Genomic DNA, 21,247 nt, shown 5'->3' with positions numbered 1-21,247 from the left:
CTAGTAGCCCGCGGGCGGGCGTTGCGGCTACCCCGCCGGATCAGTCATCCGGCTTCCCCGCCGGATCAGTCGCGCGTGAGCTTGCGGTGCGTCACGCGGTGCGGGCGGGCGGCCTCTGCGCCGAGCCGTTCGACCTTGTTCTCCTCGTAGGCACCGAAGTTACCCTCGAACCAGAACCACTTGGCCTCGTTGTCCTCGTCGCCCTCCCACGCCAGGATGTGGGTACACGTGCGGTCGAGGAACCACCGGTCGTGGGAAATCACGACCGCGCAGCCGGGGAAGTTCTCCAGCGCATTCTCCAGCGACGAAAGCGTTTCGACGTCCAGGTCGTTGGTCGGCTCGTCGAGCAGGATCAGGTTGCCGCCCTCCTTGAGCGTCAACGCCAGGTTGAGCCGGTTGCGTTCACCACCGGACAACACACCGGCCGGCTTCTGCTGATCCGGGCCCTTGAAGCCGAACGCGGAGACGTAGGCCCGCGACGGGATCTCGTTCTGGCCGACCTCGATGTAGTCCAGCCCGTCGGAGACGACCTCCCACACCGTCTTTTTCGGGTCGATGCCCGCGCGGCTCTGGTCGACGTAGCTCAACTTGACCGTCTCGCCGACCTTCACCGTGCCGCTGTCGGGCTGCTCGAGGCCCACGATGGTCTTGAACAGCGTCGTCTTGCCGACACCGTTGGGACCGATGACCCCGACGATGCCGTTGCGCGGCAGAGTGAACGACAGATCCTTGATCAAGGTGCGCCCGCCGAAGCCCTTGTCGAGGTGCTCGACCTCGACGACCACGTTGCCCAGTCGGGGCGGCGTCGGGATCTGGATTTCCTCGAAGTCGAGCTTGCGGGTCTTCTCTGCCTCCGCGGCCATCTCCTCGTAGCGCTGCAGACGGGCCTTGCTCTTGGCTTGCCGCGCCTTGGCGCCCGAGCGGACCCAGGCGAGCTCGTCCTGCAGACGCTTCTGCAGTTTGGCGTCCTTGCGTCCCTGCACGGCGACGCGCTCGGCCTTCTTCTCCAGATAGGTCGAGTAGTTGCCCTCGTAGGGATAAGCCCGTCCGCGGTCGAGTTCGAGGATCCACTCGGCGACGTTGTCCAGGAAGTACCGGTCGTGGGTGACCGCGAGGATCGCGCCCTTGTACTCGGCGAGGTGCTGTTCGAGCCACTGCACGCTCTCGGCGTCCAGGTGGTTGGTGGGCTCGTCGAGGAGCAGCAGGTCGGGCTTGGACAGCAGCAGCTTGCACAACGCGACCCGTCGGCGCTCGCCACCGGACAGATGCGTGACCGGCTCGTCGGGCGGCGGGCAGCGCAGAGCGTCCATCGCCTGCTCGAGCTGGGAGTCGATGTCCCAGGCGTCGGCGGCGTCGAGTTCCTCCTGCAACCGACCCATCTCCTCCATCAGCTCGTCGGAGTAGTCGGTGGCCATCAGCTCGGCGACCTCGTTGTAGCGGTTGAGCTTCTCCTTGATCGCCACGCCTTCTTCGACGTTCTCGCGGACGGTCTTGTCCTCGTTGAGCGGCGGTTCCTGCTGCAGGATGCCCACAGTCGCTCCCGGCTGCAGGAACGCATCGCCGTTGTTGGGTTGGTCCAGCCCGGCCATGATCCGCAAGACGCTCGACTTGCCGGCCCCGTTGGGACCGACGACGCCGATCTTCGCGCCCGGAAGGAAGTTCAGGCTGACGTCGTCGAGGATGACCTTGTCGCCGTGCGCCTTGCGGACCTTCCGCATCGAATAGATGAATTCGGCCATGCCGTGGGGTGCCTTTCAAAGTTGCGAGTCTCTCGGGTGATGCTCGCGGACCATCGTAGGCGTGGCCTCGCCGGCGCAGCCGAGTGAGCTACTCGAGGTCCTGCGCCGGCGGCGTCCCCGCGCTACGCGGTCAGGGGCAGCGCCGTCTCGGGCTGCTCCGTGTCGTCGTCATCACCGCTGTCTTCGGATTGGTTTTCCGGGTCGGTGAACCGCTGCTCGGACTGCTGCCGCCCCCGGTCGATACGTGCCGAGCACCGGGCCAGATCCGGCCCGACCGACGTGGCGCGCACTTCCACCGACGAGCGTCGGTTGCCGTCGCGGTCGTCGTACTCGCTGGTGTAGACGTGTCCGACGACGATGACCGGATCTCCCTTGACCAGCGTCGCGCTGGTTCCGGCAACCACCCGCCCCCAGCAGTTCACCGTGGCGAACAACGAATTCCCGGGCTCCCATGTTCCCTCGGCTGTGCGGCGGCGCGAGTTGCTCGCGACCCGAAACCGGACCATCTCCTGATCCCCGACCCGCCGATGGATCGGGTCGGTGACGATGTTGCCGACAATGGTGAACGGTGTCTCGAACATGATGATCTCCTCTTGATTCCTTGCGTTTCCCTGCCGACGGCCCGGTGGCGTGTCGGTGACACCGTCATTGAGCGCCGCGGCGCCGACACCGGAACGCGACGCGCTCAGTCGCTGGGCGGCCCTGTGGACCAATCGGGCATTGGGGATAGTGCGTTCGTCACTTGACGAGCCCGACGTTTTGGCTGGTCTGTCAGCCTGCGATCGACCATTGCGTCGGTTTCGCGCGAGCGCGCGGCACCTACGGGCGCCAGCCTCGCGACAGCAGAGCGTCTCGCGCCTGCTCGACGATGTCGGCTCCGCGGTCTTCTTTGATGACGTGAATGACGTGCCAGCCGAGCCGCTGCAGCACGCGGTTGACCCGAACGTCGAGGACATACTGTCGCCGGCTGGTGAGGTGTTGTTCTCCGTCGTATTCGGCGCCGACTTTGAAGTCCTCCCAACACATGTCGATGCGTCGGACGTAGCGGCCCCACTCGTCTTTCACGACGATTTGTGTGGTCGGCCGAGGTAGCCCGGCATCGATGAAGAGCAGCCGCAGCCATGTTTCCCTCGGCGACTCGGCACCGCCGTCGACCAGCGGTAGCGCCGCCCGCAACTGCCGCAGACCACGAGCACCGCGATGACGCTTCGCCAGTAGCGCGACGTCCTCGAACGCGAACGGACGCGCCTTCATCAACGCGTCCAGGCGTGCGACCGCCCGGTCGCGCGGGTGATGCCGGCCCAGGTCGAACGCGGTCCGAGCCGGGGTGGTCACCCGGATGCCCGCGACCGCGGTGACCTCGTCCTCGTGCAAGGTCTCGTCGCGGACGATCAGACCGCGCTGGCGCCGGACCGCCGCGACCATTTCGATCGGAACGTCGTCGCCGACCCATTTCGCCCCGTGCATCGCGGAAGCGGCCACCCCGGCGATCACCGCCGAAGGCGAGCCGAGAGATACGCCGACGATCCTCTCGCGCAGCGACGCCTGGTGGCCGCGCGGGACGTAGACGCCGCGGTACAGCGGTCGATACTGACTGCGCAGGTGGGCTCGGGTGAGGTGGCCTGCGGCGACGGCGTCACTGCCGACGAACGGAATCTCCACACAGATTGGACGCCCCCGACCGCTGGCCTCGCTCCACGGTCCTCGAAACCGACGCAATGGTCGTTCCGGCGGCCGGAAACCAGCCAAAGCGTCGGCCTCGGCGGACGTCGTGCGGCGCGCGAGGCCTTACTCGGCGCGGGCGTCGCGGCGGGCGAGCTCGGCCAGCATCGCGTTGTAGGCGGCGAGCTCCGCATCGTCGTCGCGGTCGGCAGCCCGGTCGATCCGCTTGGCCGTGCGCTGATCGCTGCGCGTCCATTGGATCAGCAGCGCGAGCATCACCACGACGAGCGGGACCTCACCCGCCGCCCAGGCGATTCCACCGCCGGTGCGCTGATCGGCGAGCAGATCGGTGTGCCAACTGAGCTGCAGCGACCGGTAGAAGGGTTCGCCCAGCACGGTCTTGGTGCCCATCAGCACCACACCGAAGAACGCGTGCAGGGGCAGCGACGCGAACACCATCGCGACCTTGCCGAGGTGAGGAATCTGGCGCGGCGCCGGATCGATACCGATCGTCACCCAGTAGAAGAGGTATCCGCTCAGCAGGAAGTGCACGTTCATCAACACGTGGGCGCCGTGCTTGTCGACCGCCGCGTCGAACAGCCCGCCGAAGTACAAACCGTAGAAACCGGCGACGAAGATGACCGTCGCGATGATCGGCTGGGTCAGGAACCGCGACACCCGCGAGTGCAGCGCGGCCAGCAGCCACTCCCTCGGTCCCGGCGGCTCGCCGCGGCCCGCGGTCGGCAGCGCCCGCAGAGCCAGCGTCATCGGCGCGCCGAGCACCAGCAGGATCGGCACCAGCATCGACAGCATCATGTGCGCGATCATGTGCATCGAGAACATGGCCGGCATGTAGCGGCCCAGCCCCGACGACGTCGCGATCAGCAGAGCCGCGCAGCCGCACAGCCACCCCAGCGTCCGGCCCACCGGCCACGCGTCGCCGCGGCGCCGAAGCCGGCGCACACCGAGTAGGTAGACCACCGCGAAGACGATCGCGGCGGTGCCGAAGATCAGGTCGAAACGCCAGTCGAGCAGGATTCGCTCGAAGGTGGGCGGGCCGGCGAGGTCGTATCCGATTGCCACCTCGACGGGGCTGGGCTGCTCGGTCAGCGGAGGTGGAGGGGTGCGCCCGAGCCCGACCGCGATGCCGAACGTCGCCCCGAACAGCAGAGCCTCGAGCAGCGCCAGACGCACCAGCGGACCCCGGGCGTCCGGGTCTTTCTGCAGCGCGGCCACCGCGGAGCGGCGTTGCCACCAGCCGATCACCGCGAGCAGGACCAATGCGCAGACCTTGGCGACGATCAACCAGCCGTACTCGGTGCGCACCAGGTCGGCCGGTTCGACTCGCACGAGCGCGTTGATCATCCCGCTGACGGCCATCACGACGAAGCACCACAGCGCGAGCGCCGAGAACCGCCGCGCGGCCAGATCGGCGTGCTTGCCGCGCCGCAACGCGTGCACCAGCAGGGCGAGCAGCCCGCCCGCCCACAGCGCTGCGGCGACAAGGTGAAGCAGCAGGCTGTTGGTGGCCATGTCGTGGGCGCCGCCGGTCGACGAATGTCCCGCCAGCCCGAGCGGGATGAGTGTCGTCAAGGCCCCGGCCAGCAGGATCGGCGTCCAGGACCAGCGCAGCACCGGAAGGCTGGCCACCGTGACGGCCGCGGCGAGGAATGCGGTCCACCGCCACGCGCTGGCCATGTCGACGAGGTCGGCCGCCGACCAGACGGTCACCGGGTCCAGCATCTGGCTCAACGGCTGGCCGGAGACGTCGGACACCGTCAGTGGAACCATCAGCGCCGCGCACACCGTCCACGCCGCCGACGCGCCGGTGCCCAGGCGCAGCGCACGGTACCCGCCGGCGTCGAGCACGCCGTTGGTTTGAGGCGGCGTGAGGAATGCGGCGAACAGGAAAGACCCGACGGCGATGACGGCAGCGATCTCACCGGCGGCCCGCACGAACGGCACGCCGTAGGTCGTCATCGGTCCGGGATCCGGCAGTCCGGTCGCGCTCAACGCGTCGGCCAGTGACAGAGCTCCGATACCGGCGGCGACCGTCCCCGCCAGCACCGCCACCCCGATGAGCACCGGCCACACCGCGCTTGTGCGCACGCCCGATGCCGTCGTCGTCATCCCACCAGCGTATGGCGTGCTCGCACCACGCCTACAAAACGCTCCGCGCGCTTTGCCCGACGAGCGTGAGTCAGGCCGATTCGCGGCGCGCCGCACGGCGAGCGATCTCGCGCGCGATGAACCGTTCGCGGGCGATCTGCTCGACCTTGTCCATATCGCGCAAGATGGCCCGCAGCTCGTCACGGAACGCGGTGCGCCGCTCAACCAGATCCGGCGCCGGTGCGAGCAGATCCTGGTCGGCTGCAACCTGACGCGCAGTCGCGAACAGCAGCGCCGACACCGCCTCATTGCTGCGCACCCGACTCTGCGCGACGTACTGGTTGCCCAGTCCGAGCGCCTTTTTCGTCAGATCCTTCTCGTCGATCTCGGCGGGGGCATCGAGCAGCACATCGGCGACGATCTCGTACGCCTCGAAGAATGGGCGCAGCATGGCGCCCGCCAACAGCGGCGACTTTTTCCGCAGCAGTTCGTCGACCCGCCGCTCACCGGCCGTCACCTGCTCCTCCCACCCGCTCTGCCAGGACAGTTCCTCGGCGACATGGTCACGGAACGCCGCCGAATCGGCGAAGTAGAAGTCGAACTTCAGCAGGTCGCGCAGCCGCATCACCTGCGACCAGAACGCCTCCAACCGGTCGGACTCCGCGCGGCCGGCGTGTACCAACGCCAACTCGACCAACGAGGTCTCCAGGAATGCGTCGATGAGCGTGTTGCGGTAGAACGCCGCTTCGTGTTCGTCCTCGGGAGCGATCCGCCAGACAGGTTCGCGCCCACCCTCGACGCAGGTGACCGGGTGCCGGTTGGACAATGCGTCGAGAGCGGCCCGCACACCCTCCGGGGTACGTAACCTCAACGCGCTGTTGGTCATCGGGGTCTGTTTGCGCTCGAGGTAGTCCAGCGACGGCTGCAGCGTGTGGTGAATCTGGCTCAGCGTCAACGCGATTCCACGTGTGGTGAGCAGCAGCGCCGACACCAGCGCCGAGGCGTTGACAGGCGTGGCACGCAGGATCCGCCACGACACCTCGAACGCCATCTTCTGCAGGGCCAGCCGTTTGGCGCCCTCATCGGTGGTCATCGGCCCGTGCGGCGCACCGAGATACTCGCGCATGCTGACGGCCTCGGGAAAGCGGACATAGATCTTGCCGTAATTGCGCTCACCCTGGGCCTTGATGAAGTTGTACATCCACGACAGGCTCTCGGGCGTCTTCTCACCGCCGCGGGCGTAGGCGGCGTATTCGGACGTCTCGTGCAGCTGGTCGAAGCTGATCGACACGGGCTGCAACAGGATGTCCTCGCTACGGCCGTCGAGGTAGGCGTCGGCCACATAGGCGAGCAGACCGAGCTTGGGCGGCAACATCTTTCCGGTCCGCGACCGGGTACCCTCGATCGACCAGCTCAGGTTGAACCGCTTCTCCACGATGTAGCCGACGAACTGCCGCAGCACGTACTTGTACAGCGGATCGTCGAGCTTGCGACGCAGGAAGATCACGCCCGAATGGCGCATCAACGGACCCAGGAAGCCGAACGAGAGGTTGATGCCGGCGAAGGTGTGCACCGGCGGTAACCGGTTCTCCTGCATCGCGACCGGCACGATCACCCCGTCGAGATAGGACCGGTGCGAGAACAACAGCACCGCCGGATGGTTCTCAAGGTTGCGGCGCATCAACTCGACTTCGTCACGGTCGTAGTCGATGTTGGGATCGAAGCCGCGGCTGAAGATCGCGCGGCCCAAAGACGGGATCAGGTCCACCGAGAACCGACTCCACCCGGTAGACAGCTCGTCGAGCATCTCCCCCGCGGTCTCCAGGTCCGCACCCGGGATCTTCTCCAGCCCCTCGCGGAAGCGCGCCGACGCCATCAACTCCGGTTTGATCAACCGCGGCGACTTGTACTCCGGGCCGAGCAGGCGCAGTTCGACCCGTTCGATCGCCAGGATCGCGCGGCGGATCACGAAACGCGCGAATTCCCGGGGGTTCTCGGCGACGGTGGTGTCGGCCCACTGCTGGCGCAGTTCGGAGACCTTCGCGGGTTCACCCGCGACGACACGGGCCCGCGAAGGGTCGCGGCGCAGGATGCGGCGCTGCAGGATCTCAGGGGGACGGTAAGTGTCGCGACCGGAGATCAGGGCCACCACCTTGGACCGGGTGGGCAGACCGCCGGGCACCCAGAACACCCGCACCGGGACCACGGAGCGGTCTTCTCCGGCTTCGAGCTCCGACACGAGCGAAGCCAGCACACCGGCGGGCGGGTCGTCGTACGGCAACAGCAGCACGTCGATCTTGGCCTCGGGGTGCTCGCGCCGTTGCCGCTCGAGCCAGTCGTCGAGCAGATCACGTTCGGCCGCAGAGGAAGCCGACGCCAACACCAGCGCGTCACCGGTGGGTGTGAACGGTGTGTACTGGTCGACGGACGGCTTCACGGACGACCCTTCCCCGCAGACTTCGGTGCCGACGTCTTGGTGGCGGGCGATTTACGCACCGACTTCGTCGCGGATTTGGCTGCGGATTTGGTCGCCTTCTTGGTCGCCTTCTTCGCCGCCGATTTCTTCGCGGGCTTGCCCGTCGAACGGATGTTGCGGTCGTAGAGCTCGGGAAGAGAGGACTCGTCGTGCGGCCAGTCCGCCAAGGTGTCGAGGTAGAGCTGGCGTACCTCGGCGATGCGCTCCCCGATATTGTCGTGCGTCCAGTCGTCGACCGGTATCGGCGGGTAGACCACAACGTCGACCGTGCCGGGATTGAACGTGCTCGAATCGCGCGCCGCGATCACCTCGGCATTGCGAATCACGATGGGCACCACCGGAATACCGGCCGACATCGCGATCCGGAACGGTCCCTTCTTGAAGGGTCCCACCTCGGTCGTGTCCAACCGGGTGCCCTCCGGCGCGATCAGGATCGACAGCCCCTTGCGCGCGAGTTCCTCGACCTTCTTCAGACCCTCGACCGCCTTCTGCGGGTCCTCGCGGTCGATGAACGCGGCGTCCATGATCTTGCCGAGGGTGCCGACGATCGGATCCTTCTCCAACTCCTTCTTACCCACCGACGTGAAGTTGGTGTCCACCAAATGGCCGGCGATCAGCGGGTCGGCCTGGTTGCGGTGGTTGAACAGGAACACCGCGGGACGCTTCTTGGTCAGGTTCTCCCTGCCGATCACGTTGATGTTGATGCCGAGGGTGCTCATCAACGCGCGGCCGAAGGCCGCGGTGAAGAAGTTGACGCCGTTGCGCTTGCTTCGCGTCAACAGCCCCAGACCGAGTGCCCCGGCGGCGATGGGACCCATGGTCGCGATACCCGCCGCGGTGCGCAGTTGCGAAGCCGGGCTCGCGCCACTGCGACTGGAAAAGCGCAGCACCGGCCACCCCCGCTTCGCGGCGACCGCGGCGAGCTTGCCCCCCGGGTTCGTCGGGCGGGGGTTGCCCACCAGGTACATCAGCGCGACGTCCTCGTCGCCGTCGGCGTAGAAGTAGCTCTGCGACAGGTCGACCCCGTGTTCGGCGGAGAACTTCTGTACGGCCCTGGCCTTGCCCGGCCCCCAGATGATCGGGCGCTGCACCTCGCCGGTGAGCAATCCGTGCTCGTCGATCTCGAATTTGTTGCTCAACACGTTCGAGATGCCGAGGAACCGCGCGACGGGTTCGACCTGCACCGTCAGCGCCGACGAGCTGAGCACGACGGTGTGGCCGCGGGCCATGTGCGCGCGCACCAGCTCGCGCATCTCGGGATAGATCCGGCCGACGATCTTCTGGACGAACAACCGCTCGGCGAGTTCGTCGACGTCTTCGAGCGAATTGCCGCGCAGCATGCGCGCACCCTTGCCGATCAGATCCTCGAACTCCGACCGACCCAGTTGGTGGTTGAGGCCGGCCTGGACCATGCCGATGAACTCACCCATCGACATCTGTCGACGACGGAATCGGTCCTGTGTCATCACGACACCGGTGAAGCCGGCGACCAGGGTGCCGTCGAGATCGAAAAACGCGCCGACTTCGGGCCCCTCCGGGCTGCCCATAATCTCGGCGACCGAACCCGGCAGGCGCATCGTGCGCCGCGAGGTCTGCCCGTTTGGCGAAGTCATTGCGCTGCACTCCCATTCGACGACGAGGCGGTGGATGGGGCGGGGTCGACGGTGAACGAGGCGGGTTCGGCCCGGCCGTCGCCGCCGAGGGCGAGGACCTCGTCGAAACCCGACAGCAGGCAGCGTGCCCACAACTCCTGGTCGGTGATCGCCGCACGGTCGTAACGGGTGGTGATCGTGCAGTACCCAGAGCGCGAGATCAGCACCACCATCATCGCCACACCTGGAAGTGGGCCAAGTCCGTACTGGCGCAGTACTTTTGCGCCCGCGATGTAGGTGTCGCCCGCGTACACCGGGACGTTGCTGGCCTGGACGTCGGAATTCACGATCGAGCCGGCCATCGACTCGAGGGCCGTGTCGGGGAGAAGCCCGACCAGCGGGGCGATGGCGCTGACCATGTCGATCGCGCGCTCCTCACGCTTGGTGGTCATCTGCGAGCGGATGTTGCGGATGCGGATCTCGGGGTCGGTCAGCCCAATTGGGGCCGCGAGATTGATGCCCGCGAACCGGTTTCCACCCGCCGGGTCCGCATCGGAGCGAAGGTTGACCGGAACCGCCATCGGCAGCGTCTCGATCGGCACGCCCTTGGCTTCGTGGTAGAGCCGCAGCGCACCGCACAGGCCAGCCAGATACGCGTCGTTGATGGACCCGCCGGCCGCCTTGGCGGCCCGGTGCAGGGTGCCGAACTCGATGTCGATGGCTTCGCTGCGCGACGACAGGCTGCGGCGCCGCAGCACCGGCGACGGATCGGCGACGGGGCCGATCACACGCGCACCCGACATGGCGTACCCGACAGCGCCGCCGAGCCGAGAGATCGGGTCGCGGATCACCTCGCTTGCGACGTGTGCGGCGCCGAACAGCGCTCCGCGCACGCGGCCCGCGATGGTGCCCGGCAACCGGACGAGCCCCTGCCGCATCAGGTCGTTGGGCGACAGGTCCTGAGGGATGGGAAGCGGCGGGAGGGGTTGTGGCGACGGGTCGCGTTCGAGGTCATAGAGATTGGCGAACATCTCGACTCCACCGACACCGTCGGTGACCGCATGGCTGAGGTGAACCACCATCGCGGCGCGGTCATCGGCCAGTCCCTCCACGAGCGTTGCCGTCCACAACGGCCGGGAGATGTCGAGCGGTGACTGCGCGGCGACCTCGGCGAGGTCGAGCACCTGACGGAACGTGCCGGGTTGCGGGGCACGCACCCGCCGCAGGTGGAAGTCGAGGTTGAAGTCGGGGTCCACCACCCATCTGGGTGCCACGGTCGGCAGGGTCGGCATCACCACCTTTTGTCGCAGTCGCAACACCTTACGCGAGGCGGCGTCGAACTTGGCGCGGAACGTATCCCAGTCCGGTGCGCAGTCCAGGAGTTCGACGGTCATGATGCCCGAGCGGGTACGCGGATTCGCCTCGCCCCGGTGCAGGATCTGGTCGAGTGGGCTGAGTTCCTCAGGGAGTCCCGCCGCATCGAGTTCCGGCACGTCGCTCATGGGCCGTCGCGTCCTCCTGCTCGTGATCGTGTGGCCACCACGCTAGTCGGCGGTACGAGGGTGCGAGGCGGCTTTAATAGCTGTCGCGCCGCAACTGGCGGATCGCGGCGGCAACCGGAAGTTACTGCGTGCTGACCGGTCCTGATCGCACCATTGGTTAGGGTTAGCCCACCGCCCCCGTAGCTCAGCGGATAGAGCAACCGCCTTCTAAGCGGTCGGTCGCAGGTTCGATCCCTGCCGGGGGCGCTCATCGCGGATTTTGTCCCGGACATACTTGACCCGATGCCAACCAACGACGTCGAGCACCGGCTTAGTCCGCTGCCGGACACCGGATACGTCTATCGCACAGCGTGGCGGGTCGCCACGGGTGACATCGACGGCGACCTGCACCTGCGCCTCGACGGCGTTGCGCGCTACATCCAGGAGGTCGGGGCCGAGAACCTCGTCGACGCCGGCGAGGCCGACGACCACCCCCATTGGCTCGTGCAGCGCACGGTCATCGACGTCATCGAGCCGATCGAGTTCCCGAACGAGATCTCGTTCAGCCGCTGGTGCTCCGCCCTGTCCACCCGGTGGTGCACGATGCGCGTCGACCTGGTCGGCAGCGACGGCGGTCGCATCGAGACCGAAGGTTTCTGGATCGCCATCAACAGCAAGACCCTTACGCCGCAGCGCGCCTCGGACTCACTGATCGCCCGGTTCGCAACCACCACCAACGAGCTCCGGCTCAAATGGCGGCCGTGGCTGACCAATCTCGAGGACGCCGAGGAGGACCTCGCGTTCCCGCTACGTCGCACCGACATCGACATCTTCGAGCATGTCACCAACACCGCCTACTGGCACGCCATCCACGAGGTGATGGCGCACGTTCCCGACGTCTGCCGCGTCCCCTACCGCGCGGTGGTCGAATATCGCAGGCCGATCCGCTACGGCGAGGACGTGACGATCCGCTGGGCGCGTCGGGGTGACGCCGTCCAGATCGCGCTGACCGTCGACGACGACGTTCGCGCGGCCGCTCTGATCGCGAAGCTGTAGCCCTTCGCGTACTATCGGCCCACACACAGCTCGTGTTTGCTGTGCATCGGGTGAGAGGACCGCGGATGGTCAAGTCGGGCAAAAGATGGACACGACTCGCGACTGGTGCAGCGGCCGTCGGTGTCGCGACCAGTGTCGTCGGGCTGGCCGCCACCCAGCCGGCGTCCATTTCGGCGTCGCTCGTCGATCTGACTGCGCTCATCGTGGTCGGCAGCTCAACCAATCCGACCGGCGCGGGCGTCGCGGACTTCTTCGAGGGGAAGTTCCGTGACCCGGTCTACACGGGGGTCGACGGGAAAGACATCGTCTATGTCGACTTCCGCACCGGTCCCGCCGGTATCGAACAGGCTCTGCGCGACAACGCCGGCGAACAGAACGCGGTGCTGGCTTCCGGCTGGGGCGCGGCGAACGCCAGTTTGCTGCTACTGCGCAACCGGTCCGACCTCGGTGACACCGTCTTCATCCTCGACAACGACGTCGCCCGCCCCGACGGCGGCTTCGGCACCAGGTACCCGTGGTTCGCGCTGATCGGGGTGAACCCGATTCCCACGCCCAGCGACGTGCCTGCCCTCCGCGTCGTCAACACCGGCTACGAGTACGACTACAACTCCAACGCCCCCGCCGACGTGCTCAACCCGGTGGCCGCGGTCAACTCGCTGGTCGGCTACCTCTACACGCGGCTGAACCAATCCGAGCGCGTGCTCCCGGTCGACGCCGAGGGCAACCCCACCGTCACCTGCGACGCCAACACCTGCGCCGTTCTTGTGAGCGGTGAGATCCTCGACTGCCCCGACGCGCGCTGCAGCTCGCCCGACGACAGAATCACGGCTTACGTCACCACCAGGGACAACACCACCTACGTCACCTACACCGCCGAGGAATTGCCGCTGACCCGGTTGACCCGCGACGTCTTCGGTGACCAGATCGCCGAGCTCACCGGGCCGCTGCTGAAGCTGGCCGTCGACTCGGCTTACTACGGCGGCAACCCGATTCCCCGGGATCCCAGCGCCTACCGTCCGGCCCGGTTGGCTCCCCCGCCCGACGAGTTGTTGGCCACGGCGGCGAAGGTTCCGGGCGCGATCCTGCAGGGTCTGTCGGCGGCCACGTCACCGCGCACATCGGAGCAGCAGCAGGAGGCCTCGGTGCAATCCGAGCCGACGGGCAGCGAGCGACGGGCTGTGACCACGAAGACTCAACAGACGAAACCGGACCCCGTACTCAAGCGCCGCCCGCAGCTGAACGTAATGCGCGACAGTGTGAAGGCCGAGCCCGGCAAGGTCGGCGAGGATACCGGCTCGAAAGACGGTCAGCCGCAAGTTGATTCCGCCGGTACGACGAACGGGGCGCAGCTCGGAACTGAGACGCACACCGAGACGGATCCCATTGGCGCCGACACCGACGGCGCGGGCGAATCCGCGAACCCGGGGGGCGACGCGGCGGCCTGACGGGTTTGCCAATCGTACGCAGCCTGCACCGATACCTCCTTCGTCGACGCAACGGGTCGATAGACTCGGCGACGTGAACCCAAGGCGCGGGATGCCCGCCGTCGTGTCCGTCGGCGTGATGGCCGTCGCGCTCGCGTCGCCCGCACATGCCGGCCCGCCGAGCTATGGCAGCAACGGCGTCTTCAACGTGACCACGAATCCGCGGCCGGGCTGGACCACCGCGTCGATCGAGCCCGGCCGGTACCGAGTGGATCAGGCGCCGAGCATGTTTCCGTATCAGAGCGCACCGGGCGTCTGGTATCGCTGCCACAACTTCCCGTGCAGCCCCAGCTACCCGGGCAATCTGATCGCCTCGGGTGGCGCGATCCGCGACGTACCGACGTTCGTCGACATCCTGCCCAGCGATGTCGCGGTGGCGCTGCACAACGTCACGCTCACCGTCGCCAACTGACGGCCGCTCACGGGTCACTAGGCTGAGCCGGTGACTGATCCGGTACTGATCCATGTCGAGGACCGCGTCGCCGTCCTCACCGTCAACGACCCGGAGCGCCGCAACGCAGTCACCTTCGAGATGTCCGCCGCGCTGCGCGAAGCCGTGGATGGGGCCGAGGCCAACCCGGACGTGCACGCCGTCATCGTCACCGGGGCGGGCAAGGCGTTCTGCGCCGGCGCGGATCTGAGCGCGCTCGGTTCGGCGACCGAGGACGGGCTGCGCAAGATCTACGATGGCTTCCTCGCCGTCGCCAACTGCGCACTGCCCACCATCGCGGCGGTGAACGGCGCTGCCGTCGGAGCCGGATTGAACCTGGCTCTGGCGGCCGACGTGCGTATCGCCGGGCCGGCCGCCCTGTTCGACCCCCGCTTCCAGAAGTTGGGCATCCATCCCGGCGGAGGGGCGACCTGGATGCTGCAGCGAGCGCTCGGTCCGCAGGCCGCCCGCGCGTCACTGCTGTTCGGCATGCGGTTCGACGCCGAAGCCGCGGTCCGGTACGGCCTGGCGCTCGAGGTCGCCGACGACGCCCTGGTCGCCGCGAAGGAGCTCGCCCGGGGACCGGCGGGCGCACCGCGCGAAGTGGTGCTCGCAACCAAGGCGTCGATGCGGGCGACGGCCAACCCCGGCGTCGTCGACATCGACCAGCACCGCATCGCGGTCGACACTGAACTCGGCCCGCAGGCCACCTCGATCCGCTCCCCCGAGTTCCAGCAGCGTCTGGCGGCCGCACAACGCAAGTGAGCTAGACGCGGTCGACGTAGAACCACCGGCCCGCGCGGCGCTCGAACCGACTGCGTTCGTGCATCGCCCCTGCCCGGCCCGCGTGGATGTACCGGGCCGTGAACTCGACCTGGCCGTGCTGGTCGCCTTCACTGCCCGCGACCACATCGCTGATCTCGAGCCCGGTCCAGGCCATCTCGCGATCGACGGTGACATCGGGTGGCCGCGTCCGTGGATGCCACGTTGTAAAGAGGTAATCCCCGACACCTTTGGCGAACGCGGCGTAGCGCGAACGCATCAATTCCTCGGCTGTCGCCGCGACGCGTGCACCGTCGTGCAGCGGTTCGCAGCATGCGGAATACACCTCACCGCTGCCGCACGGACAGTTGTCGCCTTGCGCCATGGCCGAATCATGCCCGCTACAGATCGAGCAATGCCGTCTCCGGCGCTTCGATGAGGTCGCGCAGTTCGCACAGGAACGCCGCCACCTGCGCACCGTCGGCGATCCGGTGGTCGAACGCGCAGGTGAGGTTCATCGTCGGCCGCGCGACGACGGCGTCGTCGACGACGACCGCGCGAGGTTTGAGCGAGCCGACGCCGAGGATGGCGGCTTCGGGATAGTTGATGACGGGCACCCCGTCGTCGAGGCCGAGCGCGCCGAAGTTCGACACGGTGAACGTCGAGCCCTGCAGTTCGGTCGGTTTCAGCGTGCCGGCGCGCGCACCGCGGATCAGCCGTGCCACCTCGTCAGCGAGTTGACGAGTGGTCTTGAGGTGGGCATCACTGACGACGGGCACCAACAGGCCACGTGGTGCCGCGACACCGAACCCGAGGTGCACCGCCGAATGCAGATGAATCTGAGCACCGTCGGTGGTGTCCACCCACGTGGCGTTCAAGGTGGGGTGATGCCGAAGCGCGATGGTCAGCAGTCGCAGCGTGAGCACGAACGGCGTGATCGGCGCGTCCTGATCGGCTCGGTCGCGCAGGTGATCGCGCAGCCGCAGCAGGTTGGTCCCGTCCACCTGCACGCCGGTGTGTGCATCGGGGATCTGCTTGCGGGACATCGTCATTCGACGCGCCATCTCGGCCTGCACGCCGCTCACCGTCACCATGTCGGGACTCGGCGCGGACCTACCCGCCGCGGCGAGTACGTCCTCGCGCGTGATCACACCGTCAGGCCCGGAGCCCGTCAGCGCCGCCAGATCCACATTCAGCTCCGCGGCCAACTTGCGCACCGGCGGCTTGGCGCGGACGCGGTGCGGCGGCGCCGCCGCTCGCCTGCTCTGGTCCATCGCCGCGTCGGTGCCGTAGCCGACCAGCACGGGCTTGCGCTTCTGGGCAGGCGGTTCGGCGTCGGTCGCGATGCGCACCAGAGTCGCGCCCACCGGTAGCGTCTGGCCTTCCCGCCCGCCCAGTTCGACCACTGTGCCCGCGTACGGGCTGGGGATCTCGACCTCGGCTTTGTTGGTCTCGACCGTGCACAGCGTCTGGTTGAGTTCGACGTCATCGCCGACCGCCACGCTCCACGCGGTGATCGTCGCGTCCTCGAGACCCTCGCCGAGGTCGGGCACCAGGAAGTCCATCACTGTCATGGCTTCTCCAGCGTTCGTTCGACGCAGTCGAGCAGTCGATCGACCCCTGGCAGCCAGAGTTTCTCGAGCCGCGCGGGCGGATACGGTGTGTCGAATCCGGTCGCCCGCAGCACCGGGGCCTCCAGGTCGTAGAACAGCTCCTCTGAGATGCGTGCCGCCAGTTCGGCGCCGAACCCCAGCGTGCGCGGCCCCTCGTGCATCACGACGACCCGGCCAGTGCGGCGCACCGATTCCGAAATCGCCTCGAAATCCAGCGGATTGAGCGTACGCAGGTCGATCACCTCGAGGCTGGCGCCGTGCTGCTCGGCGGCGATGTCGGCCGCGTTCAGCGCGGTGGCCACCAGCGGGCCGTAGGTCACCACGGTGACGTCGGTGCCATTGCGCCGTACCGCTGCCCGACCCAGCGGAAGGCCGGGTGTCGAGGTGTCGACCGGTTCGCGGACCCAGTACCGGCGCTTGGGCTCGAGATAGATGACAGGGTCGCGGCTGGTGATCGAGTGCCGCAGCAGCCAGTACGCATCCGACGGCGTCGAGGGCACCACAACCTTCAGACCCGCGGTGTGCAACCAGTAGGTTTCGGTGGACTCGGAATGGTGCTCGACCGCGCCGATTCCCCCGAAGGACGGGATGCGGATCGTCACCGGCATGTCGACGTCGCCGCGGGTGCGGGTCCGGTATTTCGCCAAGTGGCTGACGATCTGGTCGAAAGCCGGTGCGGCGAACCCGTCGAACTGGATCTCGGGCACGGGGATCAGCCCGCGGACGGCCATTCCGATCGCAATCCCGACGATCGCCGACTCGGCCAGTGGGGTGTCGAAACACCGCTGGGCACCGAAGGTTTCGGCCAGGCCCTCGGTGACCCGGAAGACGCCGCCCAGGGTCGCCACGTCCTCACCGAACACCAGCACCCGCTCGTCGGACGCCATCGCGTCGTGCAATGCGCGGTTGATGGCCTGCGCCATGGTCAGTGTGGGCGTTTCGGTGACCGTCGGAACCGGCGTCAAGAGCGGATCGCGCGGTTCGTCCCCGCCGAACATCGGTGGCCGCTCGATGATCTGCGTCATGTCACGCCTCCTTCGCGAGTTCGGCGGCGAGTTGCTCGCGTTGGGCGGCGAGGTCGGGAGTGATGTCGTGGTAAACCGCGTCGAACACCTCGGCGACGTCGAAGTCCTCGGCACCGACGACCGCGTCCCGCAATTCGACGCGCAGTCGGTTCGATCTGGCCCTGACCCGCTCCTCGAGCCGTTCGGTCCACACTCCGGCCGACTGCAGATACGTCCGGTAGCGCGCGATCGGGTCGCGGGCCGCCCACTGCTGCACCTCTTCGGGGCTGCGGTACCGGTTCGGGTCGTCGGAGGTGGTGTGCGGGCCCATCCGATAGGTGACGGCCTCGATGAGCGTCGGACCGCCGCCGTCGCGGGCCCGGTGCGCGGCTTCAGCGGTGACGGCGAAGCACGCCAGCACGTCGTTGCCGTCGACGCGGACCCCCGGCATTCCGTAACCGATGGCGCGATGCGCGATCGACGGCCCGGCCATCTGCGCAGAAACCGGCACCGAGATCGCCCACTGGTTGTTCTGGACGAGGAACACACACGGCGTCCGGTACACCGCGGCGAAGTTCAGCGCCTCGTGGACGTCGCCCGCGCTGGTGGCCCCGTCGCCGACGAACGCCAGCGTCACCGAGTCCTCGCCCAGTCGCTGGGCCGCCATTGCCGCACCGACCGCATGCAACCCGTGGGTGCCGATCGGGATCGCGATCGGGGCGACGCATTTGTCGGTGAAGCCCAGTCCGCCGTGCCACTTTCCCCGCCACACGGCGGCGATCTGCGCCGGCGTGATGCCCCGGACCAGAAAGGCGCCGATCTCGCGGTACTGGGGGAACAGCCAGTCGGTCTTGCGCAGGCACGCCGCGGCGCCGATCTGTGCGGCCTCCTGGCCCCGACAGGACGCGAACAGCGCCAGTTCACCTTGGCGCTGCAGGTTGACGAATTCGCCGTCGAGGTCGCGGGTGACCACCATGGTCTCGTAGAGCCAGGCGAGCGTCTCGGGTGGAAGGTCTCGGCGGTATCGGGAGGCCGCGCTCGAGGAGGTCGGCGTCCCGTCCGGGGCGATCAGTTGAACCGGCTCCAGCTCGACGTCTCGCGACTCGAGGGGTGCCGAAACGGTCCCTGCCATACCGCCTCCTAGGGTCACTGACGGCGGATCGCGCCGTCAGGCGACTGAGGTGCTCAGCGCGGGGGCGGGTCGAGCAAGTCCTCTGGTGTAGAGGCTGTCAGCCACCGCCGGGGTGGGGCGCTGGCTGGACGATGCGCTCTGCTCGCCGCAGTGCTGGGGCTTCCACCATTATGCCTTCGCCCCGGCGATCGCCGATTCTTCGAGCAGACGTGTCGCGGCGGCGTCGCGTCAGTCGCGCGGGGCCAGGGCGACGATGCGTTCGGCGCGCCGAAGCACCGGCATGTCGACCATCACTCCGTCGTGGGCGAACACACCGCGCTCGTTGGCCGCCCTGGCCAGAACGGCTTTCGCCCACTGCACCTGATCGGGCGTCGGCGTGTAACCCTCGCGGATCACCGCGACCTGGGATGGATGGATCGCGACTTTCACGTCGAAGCCCACGGCCACCGCATCGTCGACCTCGCCGCGCAGACCGTCGAGGTCCTTGATGTCGAGGTACACCGAGTCCAGCGCGAGCCGACCGTAGGCCTTGGCCGATAGCAGCGTCTGCGATCGCACGTGCCGCGCCACCTCGCGGTAGCTGCCGTCGGGGTAGCGGTTGGAGGTGCCGCCGGTGACCGCGAACAGATCCTCGGCCCCCCACATCAGCGCGACCGTGTTGTCCTCGCGCGCCAGATCCGTCACGGCGAGCGCCCCGAGCGGGGTTTCGATCAACACCACGACGTTGCGCGGCGCCAGGTCGCGCACCTGCTGGGGATCCTCGGTCTTGGCGAGCATGACCGTGGTGTAGTCGGTCTTTTCGAGCGCCTCGAGGTCGAGCGGATGATCGGCGGTGGCGGCGGGGTTGACCCGCACCACCGTCCGGTCCGGGTCGAGGCGCGTCTCGATCAGTGCCGCGCGAGCGGCCTCCCGATCCTTGGCGGCGACACCGTCCTCGAGGTCGAGGATCACGACATCGGCTGCCGCTGCGGCCTTCTCGAATCGTTCCGGGCGGTCGGCCGGGCAGAACAGCCACGCGGGTCCCGTCGCGAGCGCCACTACGCCTCTCCCTCCGGGCGCTTGCGCACCATGGTCTTGCGCGACGCGGTCGCGACGACGTCACCGTGCTGGTTGCGGCCCACGTGGGAGAACGTCACGATGCCCTCACCCGGCCGGCTCTTCGACTCACGCTTCTCGAGCACCTCGGACTCCGCGTACAGCGTGTCGCCGTGGAAAAGCGGCTTCGGAAAAGCGATTTCGCCGAATCCCAGGTTGCCCACGATGGTGCCCTGCGTCAGTTGCGCGACCGAAAGACCCACCAGGGTGGACAGCGTGAACATCGAGTTGACGAGCCGCTGGTTGAACGGCGGCAAGGCATCGGAGAACGCGGCGTCCAGATGTAATGCCTGGGTGTTCATCGTTAACGTGGTGAACAAGACGTTGTCGGCCTCGGTGATGGTGCGTCCCGGCCGGTGCTGGTAGAGCACGCCGGGCTCGAACTCCTCGTACCACAACCCGCGCTGGACGACTATCTTCTTCTCACTCATCACAGGCCCAGCTCCCGCCCGATCAGCATCAACTGCACTTCCGTTGTGCCCTCACCGATCTCGAGGATCTTGCTGTCGCGGTAGTGCCGCGCGACGGAGTATTCGTTCATGAAGCCGTAGCCGCCGAAGATCTGGGTGGCGTCGCGGGCGTTGTCCATCGCGGCCTCGCTGGCCACCATCTTGGCGATGGACGCCGCCTTCTTGAACGGCTTTCCGGCCAGCATCAGCGCGGCGGCGTCGTAGTAGGCCGTGCGGGCGACGTGCGCTCGGGCCTCCATGCGCGCGATCTTGAAGGCGATCGCCTGATAGCTGCCGATGGCGGCGCCGAAGGCTTCGCGTTCCTTGGCGTACTTGACCGATTCGTCGACACACCCCTGCGCGGCGCCCACCGACAGCGCGGCGATCGCGATGCGGCCCTCGTCGAGGATGCGAAGGAAGTTCGCATACCCCCGACCGCGCTCACCGAGCAGATTCTCCTCCGGCACACGCACGTCGTCGAAGCTCAACGGATGGGTGTCGGAGGCGTTCCAGCCGACCTTGCTGTACGCCGGTTCAGCGGTGAAACCGTCGATCGGCACCGGAACCAGGATCGACGAGATCTCCTTCTTCCCATCGGGTTTCTCGCCGGTCACCGCCGTCACCGTCACCAGCTTGGTGATGTCGGTGCCCGAATTGGTGATGAACTGCTTGGAGCCGTTGATGACCCAGTGGCCGTCGTCGAGACGGGCGGTGGTCTTGGTGGCGCCGGCATCGCTACCGCCGCCGGCCTCGGTGAGGCCGAACGCGCCGAGCGCCTTACCGCTCGCCAACAGCGGCAGCCATTCCTGCCTCTGCTTCTCGCTGCCGAACCGGTACACCGGCATCGCGCCCAGCGACACCCCCGCCTCAAGCGTGATCGCCACGCTCTGGTCGACCTTGCCCAGTTCCTCCAACGCGAGGCACAGCGCGAAGTAGTCGCCGCCCATACCGCCGTACTCCTCGGGGAACGGCAGGCCGAACAGCCCCATGTCAGCCATTCCCGCGACCACCTCGTACGGGAACGAGTGTTCCTCGTCGTGTTTGGCGGCGACGGGCGCCACCACACTCTGGGCGAAGTCGCGGACCGTCTTGGCCAGCTGCTCGTAATGGTCGGGAAGTGTCCCGGTGGCTAAGACGTTGTTCATGCGCGATCCGCTCCGCTC

Annotated in this window: 18 protein-coding genes and 1 tRNA gene; 5 read left to right on the top strand and 14 right to left on the bottom strand. The window is 67.5% G+C overall.

Features of this window, described 5'->3' with window-relative positions:
- Positions 1–65: 65 nt before the first annotated feature.
- From ettA to AU198_RS20275, 7 genes are all read right to left on the bottom strand, one after another.
- Positions 66–1,739 carry an energy-dependent translational throttle protein EttA gene (gene ettA / locus AU198_RS20305; protein ID WP_064350364.1) on the bottom strand — a complete coding sequence of 558 codons (1,674 nt, stop codon included), beginning with the start codon at positions 1,737–1,739 and terminating at the stop codon, positions 66–68.
- Between the two features lie 122 nt (positions 1,740–1,861).
- Entirely contained in the window at positions 1,862–2,320 is a 459-nt protein-coding gene (gene ssb / locus AU198_RS20300; protein ID WP_064350480.1) for a single-stranded DNA-binding protein, read from the bottom strand.
- A 238-nt stretch (positions 2,321–2,558) separates the two neighbouring features.
- On the bottom strand, positions 2,559–3,401 hold the full coding sequence (locus AU198_RS20295; protein ID WP_064350363.1) for a type IV toxin-antitoxin system AbiEi family antitoxin: 843 nt from the start codon (positions 3,399–3,401) through the stop codon (positions 2,559–2,561).
- Between the two features lie 126 nt (positions 3,402–3,527).
- On the bottom strand, positions 3,528–5,531 hold the full coding sequence (locus AU198_RS20290; protein WP_064350362.1) for a bifunctional copper resistance protein CopD/cytochrome c oxidase assembly protein: 2,004 nt from the start codon (positions 5,529–5,531) through the stop codon (positions 3,528–3,530).
- A 70-nt stretch (positions 5,532–5,601) separates the two neighbouring features.
- A complete protein-coding gene (locus tag AU198_RS20285; protein ID WP_064350361.1) occupies positions 5,602–7,947 on the bottom strand; it encodes a glycerol-3-phosphate 1-O-acyltransferase in 2,346 nt (781 codons plus the stop codon).
- Complete coding sequence (locus AU198_RS20280) at positions 7,944–9,599, bottom strand: HAD-IB family hydrolase/lysophospholipid acyltransferase family protein (RefSeq protein ID WP_064350360.1); 1,656 nt, start codon at positions 9,597–9,599, stop codon at positions 7,944–7,946. The genes AU198_RS20285 and AU198_RS20280 overlap by 4 nt, the downstream gene beginning before the upstream one ends.
- Positions 9,596–11,080 (bottom strand): wax ester/triacylglycerol synthase family O-acyltransferase, encoded by a 1,485-nt coding sequence (locus AU198_RS20275; protein ID WP_064350359.1) that lies wholly within the window; start codon positions 11,078–11,080, stop codon positions 9,596–9,598. Before AU198_RS20275 ends, AU198_RS20280 begins: the two co-directional genes overlap by 4 nt.
- A 173-nt stretch (positions 11,081–11,253) precedes the next feature.
- Between AU198_RS20275 and AU198_RS20270 the strand changes: the two genes are divergently transcribed.
- The 5 genes from AU198_RS20270 (at position 11,254) to AU198_RS20250 (ending at position 14,794) form a co-directional block, all read left to right on the top strand.
- Positions 11,254–11,326, top strand: a tRNA-Arg gene (locus AU198_RS20270).
- A gap of 36 nt (positions 11,327–11,362) precedes the next feature.
- On the top strand, positions 11,363–12,115 hold the full coding sequence (locus AU198_RS20265; RefSeq protein ID WP_064350479.1) for an acyl-[acyl-carrier-protein] thioesterase: 753 nt from the start codon (positions 11,363–11,365) through the stop codon (positions 12,113–12,115).
- 65 nt (positions 12,116–12,180) lie between these two features.
- On the top strand, positions 12,181–13,560 hold the full coding sequence (locus AU198_RS20260) for an alpha/beta hydrolase family protein (RefSeq protein ID WP_064350358.1): 1,380 nt from the start codon (positions 12,181–12,183) through the stop codon (positions 13,558–13,560).
- Between the two features lie 118 nt (positions 13,561–13,678).
- On the top strand, positions 13,679–14,011 hold the full coding sequence (locus AU198_RS20255; protein WP_156431697.1) for a hypothetical protein: 333 nt from the start codon (positions 13,679–13,681) through the stop codon (positions 14,009–14,011).
- Positions 14,012–14,041: 30 nt separating this feature from the next.
- Positions 14,042–14,794 carry an enoyl-CoA hydratase gene (locus tag AU198_RS20250; RefSeq protein ID WP_064350356.1) on the top strand — a complete coding sequence of 251 codons (753 nt, stop codon included), beginning with the start codon at positions 14,042–14,044 and terminating at the stop codon, positions 14,792–14,794.
- A 1-nt stretch (position 14,795) separates the two neighbouring features.
- Here AU198_RS20250 and AU198_RS20245 read toward each other — a convergent pair whose 3' ends face one another.
- The 7 genes from AU198_RS20245 to AU198_RS20215 all read right to left on the bottom strand — a co-directional run bounded on the left by AU198_RS20245 (position 14,796) and on the right by AU198_RS20215 (position 21,229).
- Positions 14,796–15,176 (bottom strand): YchJ family protein, encoded by a 381-nt coding sequence (locus tag AU198_RS20245; protein ID WP_064350355.1) that lies wholly within the window; start codon positions 15,174–15,176, stop codon positions 14,796–14,798.
- A 16-nt stretch (positions 15,177–15,192) separates the two neighbouring features.
- The gene (locus tag AU198_RS20240) at positions 15,193–16,365 is read right to left on the bottom strand and encodes a dihydrolipoamide acetyltransferase family protein (protein WP_064350354.1); all 1,173 of its coding nucleotides are present in this window, start codon (positions 16,363–16,365) and stop codon (positions 15,193–15,195) included.
- The gene (locus AU198_RS20235; RefSeq protein WP_064350353.1) at positions 16,362–17,429 is read right to left on the bottom strand and encodes an alpha-ketoacid dehydrogenase subunit beta; all 1,068 of its coding nucleotides are present in this window, start codon (positions 17,427–17,429) and stop codon (positions 16,362–16,364) included. Before AU198_RS20235 ends, AU198_RS20240 begins: the two co-directional genes overlap by 4 nt.
- 1 nt (position 17,430) lies before the next feature.
- On the bottom strand, positions 17,431–18,540 hold the full coding sequence (gene pdhA / locus AU198_RS20230; protein WP_064350352.1) for a pyruvate dehydrogenase (acetyl-transferring) E1 component subunit alpha: 1,110 nt from the start codon (positions 18,538–18,540) through the stop codon (positions 17,431–17,433).
- Positions 18,541–18,768: 228 nt separating this feature from the next.
- Complete coding sequence (locus tag AU198_RS20225; protein ID WP_064350351.1) at positions 18,769–19,578, bottom strand: HpcH/HpaI aldolase/citrate lyase family protein; 810 nt, start codon at positions 19,576–19,578, stop codon at positions 18,769–18,771.
- Positions 19,578–20,066, bottom strand: coding sequence for a MaoC family dehydratase (locus tag AU198_RS20220; protein WP_064350350.1), 489 nt, complete (start codon positions 20,064–20,066; stop codon positions 19,578–19,580). The genes AU198_RS20225 and AU198_RS20220 overlap by 1 nt, the downstream gene beginning before the upstream one ends.
- Positions 20,066–21,229, bottom strand: a complete 1,164-nt coding sequence (locus AU198_RS20215) for an acyl-CoA dehydrogenase family protein (RefSeq protein WP_064350349.1) — start codon at positions 21,227–21,229, stop codon at positions 20,066–20,068. Before AU198_RS20215 ends, AU198_RS20220 begins: the two co-directional genes overlap by 1 nt.
- Between the last annotated feature and the right edge of the window lie 18 nt (positions 21,230–21,247).

It is taken from the genome of Mycobacterium sp. GA-1199 (assembly GCF_001500045.1).
Taxonomy (GTDB): Bacteria; Actinomycetota; Actinomycetes; order Mycobacteriales; family Mycobacteriaceae; genus Mycobacterium.
This window is presented reverse-complemented; position numbering and strand designations above follow the sequence as displayed.

Coding starts and splice junctions, on each gene's coding strand:
- ettA (WP_064350364.1), bottom strand. CDS start 1,739: ATGGCCGAATTCATCTATTCGATGCGGAAGGTCCGCAAGGCGCACGGC.
- ssb (WP_064350480.1), bottom strand. CDS start 2,320: ATGTTCGAGACACCGTTCACCATTGTCGGCAACATCGTCACCGACCCG.
- AU198_RS20290 (WP_064350362.1), bottom strand. CDS start 5,531: ATGACGACGACGGCATCGGGCGTGCGCACAAGCGCGGTGTGGCCGGTG.
- AU198_RS20280 (WP_064350360.1), bottom strand. CDS start 9,599: ATGACTTCGCCAAACGGGCAGACCTCGCGGCGCACGATGCGCCTGCCG.
- AU198_RS20275 (WP_064350359.1), bottom strand. CDS start 11,080: ATGAGCGACGTGCCGGAACTCGATGCGGCGGGACTCCCTGAGGAACTC.
- AU198_RS20265 (WP_064350479.1), top strand. CDS start 11,363: ATGCCAACCAACGACGTCGAGCACCGGCTTAGTCCGCTGCCGGACACC.
- AU198_RS20260 (WP_064350358.1), top strand. CDS start 12,181: ATGGTCAAGTCGGGCAAAAGATGGACACGACTCGCGACTGGTGCAGCG.
- AU198_RS20255 (WP_156431697.1), top strand. CDS start 13,679: ATGGCCGTCGCGCTCGCGTCGCCCGCACATGCCGGCCCGCCGAGCTAT.
- AU198_RS20245 (WP_064350355.1), bottom strand. CDS start 15,176: ATGGCGCAAGGCGACAACTGTCCGTGCGGCAGCGGTGAGGTGTATTCC.
- AU198_RS20240 (WP_064350354.1), bottom strand. CDS start 16,365: ATGACAGTGATGGACTTCCTGGTGCCCGACCTCGGCGAGGGTCTCGAG.
- AU198_RS20235 (WP_064350353.1), bottom strand. CDS start 17,429: ATGACGCAGATCATCGAGCGGCCACCGATGTTCGGCGGGGACGAACCG.
- pdhA (WP_064350352.1), bottom strand. CDS start 18,540: ATGGCAGGGACCGTTTCGGCACCCCTCGAGTCGCGAGACGTCGAGCTG.
- AU198_RS20220 (WP_064350350.1), bottom strand. CDS start 20,066: ATGAGTGAGAAGAAGATAGTCGTCCAGCGCGGGTTGTGGTACGAGGAG.
- AU198_RS20215 (WP_064350349.1), bottom strand. CDS start 21,229: ATGAACAACGTCTTAGCCACCGGGACACTTCCCGACCATTACGAGCAG.